At 70.5% G+C, this 18,257-nt stretch carries 15 protein-coding genes; 13 read left to right on the top strand and 2 right to left on the bottom strand.

The features are described 5' to 3' along the window. The first annotated feature begins 188 nt into the window (after positions 1-188). From A5655_RS13525 to A5655_RS13540, 4 genes are all read left to right on the top strand, one after another. Entirely contained in the window at positions 189-2,801 is a 2,613-nt protein-coding gene (locus A5655_RS13525) for an AAA family ATPase (protein WP_082978644.1), read from the top strand. A gap of 88 nt (positions 2,802-2,889) precedes the next feature. Then, a complete protein-coding gene (locus A5655_RS13530; protein WP_067010824.1) occupies positions 2,890-3,654 on the top strand; it encodes an ABC transporter ATP-binding protein in 765 nt (254 codons plus the stop codon). Continuing rightward, a complete protein-coding gene (locus A5655_RS13535) occupies positions 3,588-4,406 on the top strand; it encodes an ABC transporter permease (RefSeq protein ID WP_197508692.1) in 819 nt (272 codons plus the stop codon). Before A5655_RS13530 ends, A5655_RS13535 begins: the two co-directional genes overlap by 67 nt. 1 nt (position 4,407) lies before the next feature. Further along, complete coding sequence (locus tag A5655_RS13540; RefSeq protein WP_067010826.1) at positions 4,408-5,031, top strand: TetR/AcrR family transcriptional regulator; 624 nt, start codon at positions 4,408-4,410, stop codon at positions 5,029-5,031. On the opposite strand, the gene A5655_RS13545 is transcribed toward A5655_RS13540, so the two are convergent. Together A5655_RS13545 and A5655_RS13550 are read right to left on the bottom strand one after the other, a co-directional pair. Beyond that, entirely contained in the window at positions 4,997-5,212 is a 216-nt protein-coding gene (locus A5655_RS13545) for a Trm112 family protein (protein WP_067010849.1), read from the bottom strand. The two genes, A5655_RS13540 and A5655_RS13545, sit on opposite strands and share 35 nt — an antisense overlap. Next, on the bottom strand, positions 5,212-8,181 hold the full coding sequence (locus A5655_RS13550; RefSeq protein WP_067010828.1) for an acyl-CoA synthetase: 2,970 nt from the start codon (positions 8,179-8,181) through the stop codon (positions 5,212-5,214). The genes A5655_RS13545 and A5655_RS13550 overlap by 1 nt, the downstream gene beginning before the upstream one ends. Before the next feature lie 660 nt (positions 8,182-8,841). Between A5655_RS13550 and A5655_RS13555 the strand changes: the two genes are divergently transcribed. From A5655_RS13555 to A5655_RS13595, 9 genes are all read left to right on the top strand, one after another. Beyond that, positions 8,842-9,324 (top strand): hypothetical protein, encoded by a 483-nt coding sequence (locus A5655_RS13555; protein WP_067010830.1) that lies wholly within the window; start codon positions 8,842-8,844, stop codon positions 9,322-9,324. Between the two features lie 25 nt (positions 9,325-9,349). Beyond that, complete coding sequence (locus tag A5655_RS13560) at positions 9,350-10,093, top strand: gluconate 2-dehydrogenase subunit 3 family protein (protein ID WP_067010832.1); 744 nt, start codon at positions 9,350-9,352, stop codon at positions 10,091-10,093. Further along, positions 10,093-11,802, top strand: coding sequence for a GMC family oxidoreductase (locus tag A5655_RS13565; protein ID WP_067010834.1), 1,710 nt, complete (start codon positions 10,093-10,095; stop codon positions 11,800-11,802). Before A5655_RS13560 ends, A5655_RS13565 begins: the two co-directional genes overlap by 1 nt. Then, on the top strand, positions 11,795-13,585 hold the full coding sequence (locus tag A5655_RS13570; protein ID WP_067010836.1) for a glycoside hydrolase family 15 protein: 1,791 nt from the start codon (positions 11,795-11,797) through the stop codon (positions 13,583-13,585). The genes A5655_RS13565 and A5655_RS13570 overlap by 8 nt, the downstream gene beginning before the upstream one ends. A gap of 18 nt (positions 13,586-13,603) precedes the next feature. After that, the gene (locus A5655_RS13575) at positions 13,604-14,617 is read left to right on the top strand and encodes an SDR family oxidoreductase (protein WP_067010838.1); all 1,014 of its coding nucleotides are present in this window, start codon (positions 13,604-13,606) and stop codon (positions 14,615-14,617) included. Continuing rightward, entirely contained in the window at positions 14,614-15,057 is a 444-nt protein-coding gene (locus A5655_RS13580; RefSeq protein WP_067010840.1) for a hypothetical protein, read from the top strand. Before A5655_RS13575 ends, A5655_RS13580 begins: the two co-directional genes overlap by 4 nt. A gap of 8 nt (positions 15,058-15,065) precedes the next feature. After that, positions 15,066-16,178 (top strand): enolase C-terminal domain-like protein, encoded by a 1,113-nt coding sequence (locus tag A5655_RS13585; protein WP_067010842.1) that lies wholly within the window; start codon positions 15,066-15,068, stop codon positions 16,176-16,178. A gap of 89 nt (positions 16,179-16,267) precedes the next feature. Continuing rightward, complete coding sequence (locus tag A5655_RS13590; protein ID WP_067010843.1) at positions 16,268-16,981, top strand: PAS and ANTAR domain-containing protein; 714 nt, start codon at positions 16,268-16,270, stop codon at positions 16,979-16,981. Positions 16,982-16,988: 7 nt separating this feature from the next. Next, a partial coding sequence (locus tag A5655_RS13595) for an ABC-F family ATP-binding cassette domain-containing protein (protein ID WP_082978645.1) occupies positions 16,989-18,257 on the top strand: 1,269 nt, incomplete at its 3' end.

Consider the following 18,257-nt stretch of genomic DNA (forward strand, 5'->3'; position numbering starts at 1 on the left):
CAGCTCCAAAGCGCGCAGCCACATCGTCCCACCGAGGATCCCCGAAGTTAAGCGCCGTGGCGGAAGGCCGCGTCGACTCGCTGAATAACGTTCGGGATGCCGGTTTTGGGCAGAATCGAGGCCCGTGCGGTTACAGTTTTTCCGATGGAAATGCCGATGCGCCTTCGCTGTTGCCGGTAACCGTTCCGATGGATGGCTTGCTGGAGCGCAAGGCCGCGTTGGCGGAACTGGCCGGGCTGGCCCGGCGGGCGGCGCGTGGTTCCGGGCGGGTGGTGCTGCTGCGCGGCGAGGCCGGGATCGGCAAGACGACCGTGATCGCCCGGTTCACCGGCGGTTTGGGCGGATCGTGGCGGGTACTGCGGGGCTGGTGTGACGCGCTCGCCACGCCGCGGCCGTTGGGCCCGCTCATCGATGCGGTCGCCGACCTTCCCGGCGAGCAGGCCGCCCGGCTGCGCGCCGCCGTCGATGCCGGCGACAGCGAGGCCATCTATGCGCGTCTTATCGGCACGTTGGCCGACCGAAAACCGTCCGTTTGGGTGATCGAGGACGCGCATTGGGCCGATGGTGCCACCCTCGATCTGCTGCGATTTGTGGCCCGCCGCATCGACGCGCTGCCGGCGCTCGTGGTGGTGTCGTACCGCGATGATGAGATCGGCGACGAGCACCCGGTGGCGGCGCTGTTGGGAGATCTGGCCACTTGCCCGGCGGTGACACGGATGGAACTGGATCGGCTTAGTGACGCGGCGGTGGCGACGTTGGCCATTGGCAGCGGGGTCAATGCCGAGGCGCTCTATCAACTGACCGGCGGCAATCCGTTTTATGTCACCGAAGTGTTGGCGGCCGGCCCTGAAGTGCTTGCGCGGGAAGCGCTGCCGCGCAGTGTGTCCGAGGCGGTGTGGGGCCGGCTGGCGCGGCTGTCGACCGCAGGGCGTCAGGTCGCGCAGGCGGCGGCGGTGTGCGGGCCCCGGGTCAGCCCGGTATTGCTGGAGGAGATATTCCCGGGCTCGGCGGCGGCGCTCGCCGAATGCCTGCGGGCCGGGGTGCTGCTCGGCGAGGCGGACACGGTGGGCTTCCGCCATGAGCTCGCCCGGCGGGCGACCGCCGAAAAGGTTCCCAACCATGCTCGTCGTCGGCTGCACAAGCAGGTCTTGACGCTGCTCGCCAAGCCGCCGATCGACCCAAACACCTTGGCAACGTTGGCGTTCCACGCCGATAAGGCCGGGGACGCCGACGCGGTCATTCGTTACGCGCCGGCGGCCGCGGAGCGCGCCGCGTTGTTGGGGGCCCACGGCGAAGCGGCCGAGCTGTACGCATTGACGCTGGCCCACGCCGACACCACCCCAACCGAGCAGAGGGTGATCTGGCTGGAGCAACACGCGTTCAGCAGCTATATGAGCGGCCTTCCCGACACTGCCGTGTCCTCGTTTCGCGAGGCGATCACCCTGCGGCACAAACTCGGTGATCAGCTCGGTGAGGGCGACAACTTGCGTTGGCTGTCCAACATGCTTTGGCCGCAAGGACATACGATCGAGGCCAACAAAGCCGGTGTCGCGTCGCTGCGCCTGCTTGAAGACATGGGACCGTGCCCGCAGCTGGCGTGGTCACTGCTCAACATGGCTCAGCTGGCCGCCTGGGATCACGATCCGGCATGCATTGATTACGCGGCGCGCGCCTCCACCTTGGGCGCTCACCTGGGCAATCGCGCCGTGGTGGTGCGGGCCCGCTGCTTTGCGGCGGTGGCCGCCGTCACGCACGGCGACACCGGCTGGGATGATCTCGAGGCCGCCTGGCGAGACGCCATGGCCGAAGCGCTATGCGAGGAGGCCGGCCTCGCCGGGTCACTGCTCTGCTGGTTCGCGGCGCTACACCACCGCCTCGACCGGGCCGAGGCCTACATCGCCGACACCACAACGTTTTGCGACGATTATCAGCTCGGCGTCTACCGGGCATTCGCTACCGGCGCCGCTGCCTTCGCGGCGTTGCACCGCGGGAATTGGGCGGCCGCGCTGGCATCCGCCAACGACGTCCTGACCCGCCCCGCCCTGGCGACAGTGCACCGCATCTTCCCGCTGGTAAGCGTGGCGTTAATCCGGGCGCGCCGAGGCGAGCAACCCGTCGGCCCCTTGTTGGACGAGGCGCTGGCCGCCGCCGACTCCGACGATCTGTTTCGCTTCGGCGTGGTGTGGGCGGCCCGCGCCGAGGCGGCCTGGCTGGTTGGCGACGACGACACCGCGCACGCCGAAGCACTGGCCGGGCTGGCCCTCGCGACCGAACACACCGACCCTTGGCTGGTCGGTCATCTGCGCCGCTGGGCACACGTCGGCGGTGGGTCCTTCGCCGACGCACCGACCGTCGACACCATCACGCCGTACCGGCTGGAGGTCAGCGGGGACTGGCGGGCCGCCGCCGCCGAGTGGACCCGCCTCGGGTGCCCCTACGACGCCGCAGTCGCCCAACTGAGCGGCGACGTCCCCACCGTCCAAGCCGCGCTGGGCACCTTCCGGCAGCTGGGCGCCCGCGCCGCGGCCCGCCGCGCCCAGCAACGCCTCACCCGGTTGCGAGGGCGCACCCAAAGCAGGCGCGCCGACACGCTCTCCGACCCCGACGGCCTGACCCGCCGGGAACGTGAGGTCCTCGCACTGCTCGCCGGCGGGCGCAGCGACACCGAGATCGCCGCGGCGCTGCACATCAGCCGCAAAACGGCCAGCCACCACGTCAGCTCGATCCTCACCAAACTTCGGGTCGACAACCGCATCCAGGCCGCCGCCCATACGTTGCGACGCCTAACCCCGCGTGCCTGACGGCAGCGAGTCACCGCGAGGCGCTGATGGCACGTTCGCGGCGAACCCACCCTTGACAGGGGCCGCCCGGGAGCGGAGTATTCATCACATGATGAGTTCATCGAGTGATGAATTATTGGCGAAGGGGCACGCCGAAGCGGTCGCCATCGAGCATTTGCGCGTCGTCCGCGGAAAACGCCCTGCCCTGCATGACTTTTCGGTGAAAATCGCCAAGGGCACGATCACCGGGCTGCTCGGCCCGTCCGGCTGCGGCAAGACCACGCTGATGCGCTGCATCGTCGGCACCCAGGTCCTGAAGTCGGGCACCGTCACGGTGCTGGGCCGGCCGGCCGGGAGTGCGGCGCTGCGCCGCCGCGTCGGGTACATGCCGCAGGACCCGACGATCTACAACGACCTGCGAATCGTGGACAACGTCCGCTACTTCGCCTCGCTGTACGGCTTCGACAACCGAGCCGCCGACGCGGCCATCGAGCGGGTCGGGTTGTCCGACCATCGAACCGCCTTCTGCGGCAACCTGTCCGGCGGTCAGCGCACCCGGGCGTCGTTGGCGTGCGCGCTGGTGTGCCGGCCCGAGCTGCTCGTGCTCGACGAGCCGACCGTGGGCCTGGATCCCGTGCTGCGGGTCGACCTTTGGGAGCAGTTCACCGAGCTCGCCCGCGGCGGCACCACCCTGCTGGTTTCCAGCCATGTGATGGACGAGGCAGACCACTGCGGCGACCTGTTGCTGATGCGCGAGGGCCACCTCGTCGCCCACACCACCCCGACCCGACTACGAGAGGACACCGGATGTCCGTCACTGGAGGACGCGTTTCTGTCCATCATCAAGCGCAGCACGACGCTCCAGGCCGGTTAGGGCTGAAGGGCTACGCGGCCACCACGACGCGCATCCTGCGTCAGCTGGCCGCCGATCACCGCAGCGTCGCGCTGATCCTCGTGGTGCCGATCCTGGTGATCACGTTGATGTACTTCATGTTCGAGAACGCCCCGCACCGCCCGGGCGCGCCGACGCCGTTCAACAACGCCTGCCTGATCCTGCTGGGGCTGTTCCCGCTCTTCGTGATGTTCATCATCACGTCGATCACCATGCAGCGCGAACGGGCCTCCGGCACGCTCGAGCGCGTCCTGACCACCCCGCTGCGCCGACTGGACCTGCTCATCGCCTACGGCACCGCGTTCTCGATAGCCGCTGCGGCGCAAGCGATCCTGGCCTGCATCGTGTCGTTCTGGTTGCTGGGCTTCGACACCGCCGGCAGCCCAGTATGGGTGTTCGTGATCGCCATCGTCAACGCCGTGCTGGGCGTCGGACTGGGCCTGCTGTGTAGCGCCTTCGCGCGCACCGAGTTTCAGGCCGTGCAGTTCATCCCGCTGGTGATGGTGCCCCAGCTGCTGCTCGCCGGCATCATCGTGCCCCGGGCATTGATGGCGCACTGGCTGCAGTGGATCAGCAATGTCCTGCCGGCGAGCTACGCGCTGGAGGCCCTGCAGCAGGTGGGCGCGCATAGCGAGCTCACCTACATCGCGGTGCGCGACATCGTCGTCGTGATGGGGTTCGCGCTGGCGGCGCTGTGCCTGGCGGCGGCGACGCTACGGCGGCGGACGCCCTAGCGTGACAACGACCAACACGGGGCGCAGGCGCCCGGGGCGACCGGCGGGCAACTCGGACACCCGGGAGCGCATCCTGGCGAGCGCTCGGGAGCTGTTTGCCCGCAACGGGATCGGCAACACCTCGATACGGGCGGTGGCCGCGGCGGCCGGCGTCGATTCGGCGCTGGTGCATCACTACTTCGGCACCAAGGAAAAGCTGTTCGCCGCGGCCGTTCACATCCCGATCGACCCGATGGAAGTCCTCGGCGAGATGCGCGAAGTGCCCGTCGAGGAACTCGGCCACCGGCTGCCGTCAATGCTGTTGCGGCTGTGGGACTCCGAGATCGGCACGGCGTTCGTCGCCGCGCTGCGGTCCATGCTGGCCGGCTCGGAGGCCAATCTGTTTCGTTACTTCATCGAGGATGTCATCGCGAGGGAGGTGGGTCCGCGCGTCGACGATCCCCCGGGCAGCGGCGTCGTCCGCGTCCAGTTCGTCGCGTCGCAGTTGGTGGGGGTGGTGATGGCGCGCTACATCCTGGAATTGGAGCCGTTCGCGTCGCTGCCCGCCGATGTGGTCGCGCGGACCGTCGCGCCGAACCTGCAGCGCTATCTCACCGGGGATCTGCCGGACGGGCTCGTGCCATGAGGCGTTCGTGCTCGTCGTCGTCGACGTCGCGCGCCTCGTCGATCAGCAGGACCGGGATGCCCTCCTCGATGCGGTAGGCGCGCCGCAGCCGGGGGTTGTAGAGCAGCTCATCCCCTATGAGCACCAACGGGCCCCGGTCGGCCGGGCACACCAGGATGCTGAGCAGGGCATCGTCGAGCATCACTGGGCACCGCTCAGTTGGGACCGCGCGGCCGGAGTCAGCTTGCGGAACTGCTCGCTGGTCGCGTCGTAGTACCACGCCTGGCGCCCTGCCTTCGGGATCCCGGCCGCGCGCAGCGCGCTGACGGTGGGACGGTAGGTGGCGCTGAGCGTCAGCTCAGGGCACACCTGCACGATGTCCGGGCCCACCCCGATGGGCAAGACGCCGACGGCTTCGGTCAGGTCCGCCGCGGTGATGCCGGCGCCGGGCAGCAGCGTCACCGCCGCGACCGCCAGCTGGCGGTCGCCCACCGGGACGTTGTAGGTCACCGCGAGGTCCACGCCGTTGATGCAGCTCAGGGCGTCGGTGACCGGTTCGGCGAACACCAGCCCGCGCGCGGTGTGCACCACCGAACCGCGCCGGCCCGCCAGCCAGTAGTCGCCGTCGCCGTCGCGATAGAAGAGGTACTCGGTGGAGATCCAGGTGTCGGCCGGGGCGAACACGCCCCGCTTGACCGACGCGCTGGGATCGATTGGCCCGCGGGACTGGGCGAGCAGCACCCCCACCTGCACGGGCTCGGCGCGCTGCACGAAGCCGCGGTCGTCCTCCAGGATCAGGTCGTGCTCCGCGTCGTACGCCGCGAGCTCGACGCGCCCCACGCCGGGGAGCGGGCGGCCCTTGCTGCCGATCTTGGCGCCGGACACGTTGGCCAGGACGGCCTGTCCGTCGGTGGTGGCGAAGAATTCCACGACGTTGGCAGGTGCGAACGCCTCGAGCACCCGCTGCCACAAACCCGTCGGCATGCCCGAGCCGATGAACAGGCGCACCGGATGGTTGCCGTGCAGCACGAAGGCGGGATCGTCGACGACCTCCCGCAGCATCGCCCAGGTGTAGGACACCACCGTGACGCCGTACTGCCGGATCTCCTGGACGAACCGCTTGGGGTCCAGCCCCCGCGACAGCGCGATGCGGGTGCCGCCCACGACCGCGCCGCCCAGGCTGACCAACAGCGCGGACTCGTGGTGCAGCGGCGTGAGGCAGTACACGGTGTCGCGGCGGTCCAGCGCGGCCGTCGAGGCCGTCCCGAAGGCCGACACCGCCCACCTGTAGTTGGTGATCTGCTTGGCCACCAGTTCGCCGCCGGCCGCGGTGAACGCGATGAACGCCAGGTCGCGCGCCAATCCGGGGTTGGGCCGGTACCACGCCGGCAGCGCGACCGCGTCCGGGTCGATCTGCTCCATGTCGATGACGTCGCTGTCGTGGGGCAGGTGCAGGTCCCGTGTCTCGCCGCCACCGAGCACCAGGATCTGCCCCGGCAGGTCTCGTGCGGCGTCGAGGTTGGTCGGGTCGGTGAGGATCTCGCTGACTCCCCCGAGCCGCACCGACGCGGCCAGGTCGGCGTCGGGCCGCATCACCACGGCGACGGCGCCCAGCCGCGACAGCGCGGCGATGGCAACAAGGGCGCTGGGGCGGGTCTCCATCAACACGCCGACCCGGTCGCCCTGGCGCACACCCACCTCGATCAAGCCCCGGACGACGTTGTTGACGCGCCGGTTGACCGCCTCGTAGGTGTGCACCCGCCCGTCGAACAACAGGAACTCGCCCTGCGGCGCGTTCTGCGCCTGCTCCTCGATGATGCGGCCCAACGAGATGCGGGTGTGGTCGTTGATCTGTCCGAGCCGCACCAGCCGGGGCAGCGTGCGGATGGTCTCGACGGCCAGGGTGCGCATCGACTTGTTGGCCGCGACGACCGTGCTGGCCGCGCCGCGCACCGCCCCGATCGCCGCCTCGGACACCTCACCGAGGCCGTGCGTGATCCTCGAACTCATCGCGACACCGCTGTCGGAGTGCTCGATCGGCTGATCGGCCATCAGGTCGATGCCGCTGGGCTTGTCCCCGCCCGTCGACAGCCAGCGCACCCATTCGGCGACGGTGGGCCAGCTCTCCCGCGCCGCCCGGGATCCGACAACAAGACCGAAATGCCCTGTGCGGATGAGGCGTTCGTACACCTCGGCGTTCGGCGCCGCCCGCCGGATGCCGCGCACCGAGGCAGGCTGGCCGATGTCGTCGACCTCGCCGACGAAGGCCAGCACCGGGCAGGTGATGTCGGTGAGCGTGACCATCTGGCCGTTGATCGCGAAGCCGCCGGTCATCATCCGGTTGTGCGCGATGAACTGCTTGAGCAGCTCGGAGATCGCCGGGCCCGACCACGCGATCCAGCCTTCGCGCTCCAGAAACCTGCGCTGTTGCTCGCGCGGCAGCAGCGCCTCGCGGTCGTGCAGCTGGCGCACGAAGTCCACCCGGGCCTTGGCCGTCTTGAGCGGGTCCATCATCTGAAAGCCCGTGCGCGCCATCCAGCTCGGGATGGCCAACCGGCTGAAAACGTGGTCGGCCATGAAGTTGGCGGCGGGAGCCGCGAAGTTTGCCGGAATGCCCATGGGCAGGGCGGCCAGGGTGTCCACCGGTGACCCGAACGCCACGATGCTGGCGAGGGCCTTCGAACGGCGATAGGCGGCGACCTGATAGCACCACATCCCGCCCTGCGAATACCCGACCAGGTGCACGTCGCTGCCCGTGGCGTCCTTCACCGTGTCGATGGCCTGGCTGAGCGCCACGATGTGGTCGGCCAGGTTGCGGCGCATGCCGCCCTCGACCTTGTCCGGCGACCCGAAGTCGATGACCCAGCAATCCAGCCCGGCGGCGTGCAAGATCCCCACCGCGCCGTCTTCCTTCGTGACGTCCCACATGTCCGCCGACATCATCATCGGGTGCACCATCAGCACGGGCGGGCCGACCGGCGGCTGCCCGGGCCGGCTGTCCGGCGGGAAATACCGGCGCAGCTTGTACATCGGGACGCTCTCGACGATCTGGGACGGCGACGGCACCGTGCCGGTTTCCAGGCCCCCCAGCCGCAAGACCTCTAACCCGTTCTGCGCCGTGGCGACGAGCCGCCCGACCGGACGCGTGACCATCGAAAAATTGAGATCCACCGCTGCTCCCTGACTCTTGACAGCTCCGCCATCATGGCACACCAGCTCCCGCGGCCGTTTTGGTCAGGCTGTTTGCCGGCGGGGTGGCCGCGACCGGCTCGGCGGCGCATCGAATTAGTCGCGCCCGTAAATTTTTCGGCCGCTCCGCGCGGCTTCCGAGGAGCCCAGGCCGACGGCGTCGCCGGGCGCCGCGCGCGCCGCTCTGGTTGACCCCGTTGTCGCGGCCGTAACAGATCGGCGCCGACCAATCGGCAACGGATGACTTGCGTTGCCCCCCATGGCTTAGCGGCGCCGTCGGCCCGGCGCCCGATTCTATGGTTAGCCCCCGCGAATCCGGGTACTTAACCCCAGCGCAGGGTTCGCGACGCATGCCCCCATGCCGTCACGACACCTCGGTTGAAACACGCAGCTGGGCGCTTAACCGGTCCTCTCGGCAGCCACCTCGACTGACCCGTCAGCGGTGTCGGAGGGGTGGCCGCTCGGGCGTGTTCCTGCGGGAGTGAGGTGACCCGATGCCAGACGGCGGATTTCCCCCATGACCGCCCGTTGGCGCGGGACACCGACGCGATTTACCGGATCGAGGCGCTTCGTCGACGCCGCGCGGCAAGGGATCCAGTCCGGGCCGCTGTGGCCGGGCCGACGGCAGGAAAGGGATGTCAAATGATGTTGCTAGACAACGCCGGACGGCGCCGGCGCGGCGGCGCGGGGCAGCTGGCCGAGCGGGCGCTGTACGACGTCGCGCACGGCCGCTTCGAACGCTCCCTCTCGGGACTCACGGCGATAGCGGCCCTCGTCACCACGGCGGAAATCTATTTCGAGCACTACAAGGCCAGCTTCGGCAACAAATGGATGTGGAGCCCGATCGTCGTGACCCCGCCGGTCGTCGTCGCCGGAATCGGCGGCGTGTTCTCGCGGCGCTGGGCCAAAGTCTGGCTGCCGATCACCGCGGGCATCTACACCGCCAACGGGCTGATGGGTGAATACCTGCACGTCCGCGGCGTCGGCCGCAAGCCGGGCGGGTGGAAGAACGCGTCCTACAACGTGCCGATGGGCCCGCCGATCGCGGCGCCCGGGTTGATGTGCATGGTCGGCGGAATGGGGCTGCTGGCCTCGATCCTGCGCCGCGAACGGTTCCGGCGATAACGAGGGATTGCAAGGGATTTCCACAATGGCCGACACCTCTCTGCCCGACCACCTGCCCAACCTGCGCCCCGATCGCCAGCCCCCACACCCGTCGTGGCTTCCGAAGCAGCGCCGCGGCACCACGCCCCAAATGATCGGGCGCTACCCCGATTTCGACGTTCTCGAGACGACCGACTCGTGGGACCACGCCACCCGGAAGGTGGTCTTGGCCAGGCTGGAACCGCCGGGTCCCCTGCGGTTTTTCACCGCCGAGGAGGAACCGTGCCTGCGGGCGTTCTGCGACACCGTGCTGGCGCAGGACGGCGAGCCGCGGGTGCCGGCGGCCGAATCGGTCGACTCCAAGCTCGCCGACGGGCGACTCGACGGCTACCAGTACGCCGACATGCCCGACGACCGCGACACCTGGCGGCTGGTGCTGCGCGCGCTCGACGAGACCGCCGCCCGCCGCCACGGCAAGGCGTTCGCCGAGGCCGACCCCGACGCCCGCGAAGCGATCATCGAACAATTCTCGCGGGGCGAGCTGGAGGGCGGGGCCTGGGAGCGCCTGAACGTCAAGCGCGCCTGGTCGGTGTGCATGCGAATGACGCTGTCGGGCTTCTATTCCCATCCCTGGGCGTGGAACGAGATCGGCTTCGGCGGCCCCGCCTACCCGCGCGGGTTCATGCGTCTCGGCGGTGCCAGCGGTCCGGCCGCGGCGCGCGAGCCGTTCGAGACCCGTGGCGCCACCGACGAGGATCCCGTGCGCGTCGAACAAAGCGGTGAGGTGTGATGGGCGACTTCCTGCGCGGTGTGCTCAAGGGAGCGGTCGAGCCGAAGGACAACGACTCCCGGTTCCTGCTCGACGTGCATTCCCGCGACCTGCCCGGCGAGAAAACCATGTGCCGCTACCGCGACGACGACGAGGTCGACCTCGTCGTCGTCGGGGCCGGCGCGGGCGGCTCGGTGCTGGCCCAGCGCCTGGCCCGCGCCGGGTGGGCGGTGGTGATCCTCGAGGCGGGCCCGTTCTGGCACCCCGACGAGGACTGGGTCTCCGACGAGGCCGGCTCGCACGACCTGTACTGGACGCAGAAGCGCATCATCGGCGGCGACGACCCGATCGAGTTGGGCAAGAACAACTCCGGGCGCGGGGTGGGCGGCTCGATGGTCCACTACGCCGGCTACTGTCCGCGCTTCCACCCCAGCGACTTCGCCACCCGGACCCTGGACGGGGTCGGGGCCGACTGGCCCATCGGCTACGAGGACATCCGCGCGCACTACGAGCGCGTCGAGCTCGAACTGCCGGTGGCGGGCCAGAACTGGCCCTGGGGCTATCCCCATCGGTATTCCTTTGCCCCACATCCCATTTCGGGTGCTGCCGCCAAGCTGTGGGAGGGTGCCCTTAAGCTCGGCATCGAGATGCGCGTCGGGCCGGTCGGCATCGTCAACGGCACCTTCGGCAACCGCCCGCATTGCATCTACCGCGGCTACTGCCTGCAGGGCTGCAAGGTCAACGCCAAGGCCAGCCCGTACGTCACGCACCTGCCGGATGCGCTGGCCCACGCCGTGGAGATCCGCGCCAACTGCATGGCCTCACGCGTCGAACTCGACGAGAGCGGCGCCGCCCGGGGCGTGGTGTACCACGACGAGGCGGGCGGGGCCGAGCGGCTGCAACGCGCCAAAGCGGTCGCCGTCGCAGGCTATTCCATCGAAACCCCGCGCCTGCTGCTCAACTCCGTCAGCGACCGCTTCCCGAATGGGTTGGGCAACAACGACGATCAGGTCGGGCGCTACGTGATGGTGCAGGGCGCCACCCAGTCGGCGGGCCGCTGGCCCGAGGAGGTCCGGATGTACAAGGCGCCTCCCCCGGAGGTGTCCTCCGAACAGTTCTACGAGACGGACCCCGCACGCGGATTTGCACGCGGATTTTCCATTCAGACCGTGTCACCCATGCCCATCGGGTGGGCCGAACACGTGATGGCCGACGGGCATTGGGGCCGCGCCCTGCGCGAGTACATGCGCGACTACAACCACTGGGCCACCATTGGCGTGCTCAACGAGCTGTTGCCCCGGCCGGACAATCGCGTCACCCTCGCCGACGAGAAAGACCCGTACGGCATCCCGGTGGCCCGGTTCGACTACAGCCTGTGCGACAACGACAAGGCCAACATCGCGTACTCCACCAAGGTGATCGGCGACATCCTGCACGCCGCCGACGCCCAGGACGTCCTCACGATCGAGCGCTTCGCGCACCTGATCGGCGGCGCCCGCATGGGGACCAGCCCGGAGAATTCGGTCGTCGACTCCGATCACCGCGTGTGGGGCGTGCCGAACCTGTTCCTCGCCGACGGTTCGGTGTGCCCGACGCAGGGCTCGGCGAACCCGGCCCTGACCATCATGGCGTTGGCGTCGCGGCTGGCCGAGCGGATGGCGGCGGGCAAGATTCCCACCGCGGCGGCCGGCGCCGTCGGTGGGCGGTCGAAGGTGGCGGCCCGTGGCTGAGCAGCCCATCGACGTCGACGCGGCCTATGCGCCGCGCGTGCTGCGTGAGTACGCGCTGATCGCCGACGGCGAGCGCGGCGCGCTGATCGGGCCGCAGGGCGACGTGGCGTGGATGTGCGCGCCGCGGTGGGATTCGGAGGCCGTGTTCTCCAACCTGATCGGCGGCGACGGGGTTTACGCGATCACCCCGACCGACGTGCGGAACGTGTGGGGCGGCTACTACGAGCCGGGCACCCTGATCTGGCGCAGCCGGTGGACCACCCACGACGGCATCGTGGAGTGCCGCGAGGCGCTGGCCTTTCCCGGCGATCCCGACCGGGTGGTGCTCCTGAGGCGGCTGATGGGCTGCCGCGGGACGGCGCGGCTGCGGGTGCTGCTGGCGCCGAGCGCCGCGTTCGGACGACACGGCCCCGGCCAGCCGAACCTCGACGACGGCGTCTGGGGCGGCCGGTCCGGGCGGCTGCGGTGGCGGTGGTCGGGCGGCCGGGACGCTCGCCCCGTCAAATCCACCCACGGCCGCAGCGAGCCGCTGATGTGCGACATCACCATCGACGAGGGCGCGCAGCACGACCTGGTTCTGGAGCTGTCCGAACGCGCGCTGCCCGACCGGCCGGCCGACCCCGACATCGCGTGGGACGCCACCGCGGCCGCGTGGCACCGCAGCGTGCCGGAGCTGAACTCCACCATGGCCCCCCGCGACGCGCGTCACTCCTACGCCGTGTTGCGCGGGCTGACCAGCCGCAGCGGCGGCATGGTCGCCGCCGCCACGATGAGCCTGCCCGAACGCGCGCACACCAACCAGAACTACGACTACCGCTACGCCTGGATCCGCGACCAGGTGTACGCCGGCCTGGCCGCGGGCGCCGTCGGCGAGACCGAGCTGCTCGACCAAGCGGTCGAGTTCGTCGGCGCCCGGCTGCTCGAGGACGGCCCGCACCTCAAACCCGCCTACACCGTCACCGGCGGCCCCGTGCCCAGCGAAGAGGCCCTCGACCTGCCGGGCTACCCGGGCGGCACCGACAAGGTCGGCAACCGGGTCAACCAGCAATTCCAGCTCGACGTCTTCGGCGAGGCGCTGCAGCTGCTGGCCCTCGCGGCCGGCGTGGACCGGCTCGACGCCGAGGGTTGGCGCGCCGCGCAAACCGCGATCGCCGCGATCGAAAAACGTTGGCGCGAACCGGATGCCGGCGTGTGGGAGATCGACGACGAGCTGTGGACGCAGTCCCGCCTGGCCTGCGTGGCCGGGCTGCGCGCCATCGCGAAGGTGGCCGGCGCGGGCCCCGAGGTCGCCGGCTCCGCTTCGCTGGCCGACGCCGTCCTCGCCGACACCGCCTCCAGCTGCGTGCACCCGCGCGGCTACTGGCAGCGCAGCCCCCGCCTGACCGGCGTCGACGCGTCGTTGTTGCTGCCGCCGGTGCGCGGCGCCGTGCCGGCCGACGACCCCCGCACGCGGGCCACCCTGGACGCCGTCCGCCGGGAACTCGCCCGCGACGGCTACGTCTATCGCTTCCGGCACGACGAGCGCGACCTCGGCGACGCCGAGGGCGCGTTCCTGCTGTGCGGATTCATGATGGCGCTGGCCGAAGGCCAACTGGGCCACGCCGATTGCGCCATGCGCTGGTTCGAACGCAACCGCGCCGCCTGCGGCCCGCCGGGGCTGCTGTGCGAGGAATACGACGTCAGGCAGCGCCAGCTTCGCGGCAACCTGCCGCAAGCGTTCGCGCACGCCCTGCTGCTGGAATGCACGGCCACCCTCGCCGAGGAGGCCGTTCACCCCGATTGAACGAGAGGAGATTCGGCGATGACAGAACGCACAGAGACAGTCGTGATCACCGGGGCCAGCGCCGGCATCGGCCGCGCCACCGCCCAACTGTACGGACGGCGCGGCGCGAATGTCGCCCTGCTCGCCCGCGGCGCCGCCGGTCTGGAGGGCGCGGCGCGCGACGTCGAGGCGGGCGGCGGCAAGGCGCTGGCCATCCCGACCGATGTGGCCGACTATTCGGCCGTGGCCGCGGCCGCCGACGAGACCGAATTGACGTTCGGGCCCATCGACACCTGGGTGAACGTCGCGTTCACCTCCGTCTTCGCGCCGTTCTCGGAGATCACCGCCGAGGAATTCAAACGCGTGACCGAGGTGACCTACCTCGGCTACGTGCACGGCACCATGGTGGCGCTGGCCAAGATGCGGCCGCGCGATCGCGGCACCGTGGTGCAGGTCGGCTCCGCGCTCAGCGAGCGGTCGATCCCGCTGCAGTCGGCCTACTGCGGCGCCAAGCACGCCGTCAACGGGTTCACCGAATCGGTGCGCTGCGAGCTGCTGCACGAGGGCTCGAACGTGCGGATCACCCTGGTGCAGATGCCCGCGGTCAACACCCCCCAGTTCTCCTGGGTGTTGTCCCGGTTGCCGCGCCATCCCCAGCCGGTGCCGCCGATCTACCAGCCGGAGGTGGCGGCACAAGGCGTTGTCTATGCCGCCGATCATCCGGAGCGCAAACAGTATTGGGTCGGCGACAGCACCGCGGTCACGCTGCTCGGGCAGAAGTTCCTCGCCCCGCTGCTAGATCGCTACCTCGGCCGCACCGGCTACGACTCGCAGCAGACCGAGGAGCGCACGAACGGCCAACGGCCCCACAACCTTTGGCAACCGGTCGACGAGGAGCCCGGCAGCGACCACGGCGCGCACGGCGACTTCGACGAGAAGGCTCACACCCACAGCCCGGAAGCCTGGTTCTCCCGCCACCGCGTCGCCGGCGGCGCGCTGACCCTCGGGCTGGGGGCGCTGGGCGCCCTGGCCGCCCGCCAACGCGCGCGATGACCGGGTGGGCGCGACTCGTCTACGGAACCGTGCTGCTCGCCGTCCCGCGGCCGGTTCTGCGGCTGGTCACCGGTCAGCCGCCGGCGGCCCGGGAACGGGCGGTGACCAGGATCCTGGGGGCGCGCCTGCTGACCCAGGCGGTGGTCACCGACGTTCGGCCCGACGCCGTAAGCCTGGCGCTGGGCGCGGAGGTGGATTTGGTGCACGCCGTCTCGATGCTCGCCTGGGCCGCCGTCGACCGCCGGTCGCGACGGCTGACGCTGCTAAGCGCGGCCGTCGCCGGCCTGTTCGGTGTCGGCGGCGCCGCGGACGCCCGGCGCGCGCCCGCCGTCGCCGAGCCCCCGGCCGACGAGCGGCTCGCCACGCTCGTCCGTCTTCGGCGTCAGCTCGCCGCGCCGATCGCCCGGCGCACCCTGCCCGCCGCCGCCCTGCCCAGCTAGGAGTCCCCATGCCAACGCGCCCCGACGCCTGCGTCGACGAGGTCACCGCGCAGGTGTACGAAATCCCCACCGACGCGCCGGAAGCCGACGGCACCTTCGCCTGGTCGTCGACCACGTTGATCGTGGCCGAGGTGGTCGCGGGCGGACGGCGCGGGCTCGGCTACACCTACGGCGCCGGCGCCTGCGGCCAGCTGATCACCGGCCCGCTCGCCGGGGCCGTCAAGGGGCACAGCGCCCTCGACATCACCGGCGCGTGGGAGTCGATGGTCACTGCGGTCCGCAACAGCGGGCGCCCCGGCCTGGCGTCCTGCGCGATCTCGGCCGTCGACACGGCACTGTGGGACCTCAAGGGCAAGCTGCTGGACATCCCCGTGTGCCGGCTGCTCGGGGTGGCGCATCCCGAGGTGCCGATCTACGGCAGCGGCGGCTTCACCACCTACGACGAACGGCAGACCCGCGCCCAACTGGAGCGCTGGGTCGACACCTGGAAGATCCCCCGCGTGAAGATCAAGATAGGCGAGTCGTCGGGTTCCGACGAGCGCCGCGACCTGGATCGAATAGCCCTCGCGCGCAAGGTGATCGGGCCGGACACCGAACTGTATGTCGACGCCAACGGCGGCTACCGGCGCAAGCAGGCGATCCGGGTCGCCCACGCCATGGCCGACCACGACGTGACCTGGTTCGAGGAGCCGGTGTCCTCCGACGACCTCGCCGGGCTTCGGGAGGTGCGCGACCAGGTGACGCCGGACGTCACGGCCGGCGAGTACGGCTATGACCTCACGTATTTTCGGCGGATGCTGGCCGCCGACGCGGTCGATTGCCTGCAGATCGACGTCACCCGCTGTGGCGGCATCACCGACTTCCTGCGCGCCGCGGCCGTCGCCGCCGCCCACCACGTCGACGTGTCGGGTCACTGCGCACCCAACCTGCACGCCCACGTCGCCGCGGCGATCCCCAACCTGCGGCACCTGGAGTACTTCCACGACCACCACCGGATCGAGCACATGCTGTTCGACGGCGCCCTGCCCCCCGACGGCGGGTCGTTGCGGCCGGATCAGCACCGGCCCGGGCTGGGGCTGGAGTTCAAACACGGCGACGCCGAGCAGTACCGGGTGAGCTGAGGGCTTCGAGCGCGGCCGGGGTGCTTGAACGCGCCCGAAAGCGGGCATTGATAAGGCAAAAACGCAAGGATTTCCGGGGGAGACGGGCGATGACTGTGAATTTCGAAGGCGACACCGGTCAGCGTCGCAACGGGCGGTCCGGCGGCTCGCCGCCGGAGGCGGTGATGTCCGACGTGGTGCAGGAGCGCGAGCTGGGCGCCCTCGACCTGGTGCTGGGCCTGGGCGAGCCGCAGCGGGTCGGCAGGTTCCGGTTCTTCCTGGACGGCCAGCGCTGGGAATGGTCGGACGCCGTCGCGCGCATGCACGGCTACGAGCCGGGGCAGGTCGAGCCCACCACCGAACTCTTGCTGCAGCACAAGCACCCCGAGGACCGCGAGCGCGTCGCCGCCGTCCTGGACCGGGTGGTCAATGGCAAGCCGTTCAGCAGCCGGCACCGCATCGTCGACACCGCCGGGCACACGCGCTGCGTCGTCGTCGCCGGCGACCGCATGCTCGACGACAGCGGCAAGATGGTCGGTACGTCCGGGTTCTACGTCGACGTCACCGACTCGCTGCACTCCGACATCACCAACGTCCTGGAGGCGGTGGCCGACGCCCGCGCCCGGATCGAGCAGGCCAAGGGCGTGCTCATGAGCGCGTACGGCATCTCCGCGGATCGGGCGTTCGACATCCTGGCCTGGCGGTCCCAGGAGACCAACCTCAAGGTCCGCGACCTCGCGGCGCGCTTCCTGGACGCCGTCGCCGGCAAGACGTCGCCCGACACACGGACCCACATCGACCACGCGCTGCTGACCCTCGAATAATTGCCCGGTGGCGCACCTACTGGGAGCCGAGGGCATACGTCTGCAATATCCGACTCAGGTCGTCTTCGAGTCGGTGACGCTCGGGGTCAACGACGGCGCCCGCATCGGCATCGTCGGGCGCAACGGCGACGGCAAGTCCAGCCTGCTGGGCCTGCTGACCGGCGGGCTGCGCCCGGACGCCGGACGGGTCACCCGCCGCGGCGGGCTGCGGGTCAGCGCGCTGAGCCAGGCCGACACCCTGGACCCGGACCGCACGGTGGGCTGGACCCTGGTCGGCGACCAACCGGAGCACCAGTGGGCCGGCGACGCGCGGGTCCGCGACGTGGTGGGCGGGCTGGTCTCCGACATAGCCTGGGAGGCAACGGTTTCCACGCTCAGCGGCGGGCAGCGCCGGCGGGTGCAGCTGGCGCGGCTGCTGATCGGTGAATGGGACGTGATCGCCCTCGACGAGCCAACCAACCACCTGGACATCGAGGGCATCACCTGGCTGGCCGCCCATCTGCGCGACCGGTGGGCGCGCAATAGCGGCGGCCTGCTGGTGGTGACCCACGACCGCTGGTTCCTCGACGAAGTCGCCACCGCGACATGGGAGGTGCACGACGGGATCGTCGAGCCGTTCGAAGGCGGCTACGCGGCCTACGTGCTGCAGCGCGTCGAGCGCGACCGGCTGGCCGCCGCCGCCGAGGCCAAGCGGCAAAACCTGATGCGCAAGGAGCTGGCGTGGTTGCGGCGGGGCCCGCCGGCCCGGACCAGCAAGCCCAAGTTCCGCATCGAGGCCGCCAACCAGCTGATCGCCGACGTGCCGCCGCTGCGCAACACCGTCGAGCTGGCCAAGCTGGCGACGGCGCGGCTCGGCAAGGTCGTCGTCGACCTGCTCGACGTGTCGGTCTCGTTCGGCGACCGGCCGGTGCTGCGCGCCGTCGAATGGCGGATCGCCCCCGGTGAGCGCACCGGCATCGTCGGGGCCAACGGCGCCGGGAAGTCGACGCTGCTGGGGCTCATCGCCGGCACCGTTGCTCCGGACAGCGGGCGCGTCAAGCGCGGCAAAACCGTGCGGCTCGCGGTGCTCGACCAGCGGGGCGAGGAGCTGGACGCGCTGGCCGGCGACCGGATCGCCGACGTGCTGGGCGGGCTGCGCGGCGGCTACGAGGTCGAGGGCCGGGAGGTCACGCCGGCGCAGCTGCTGGAGCGGCTCGGGTTCGGCCGCGGCCAGCTCCTTCTCGGCGGTGCGGCGCTGCGCCCCGGACATGCCCGGCGAAGACGCCGGCGGAACCGA

Origin of the sequence: Mycobacterium sp. 1081908.1 (assembly GCF_001673535.1) — a bacterium.
In the GTDB taxonomy this organism is placed as follows: domain Bacteria; phylum Actinomycetota; class Actinomycetes; order Mycobacteriales; family Mycobacteriaceae; genus Mycobacterium.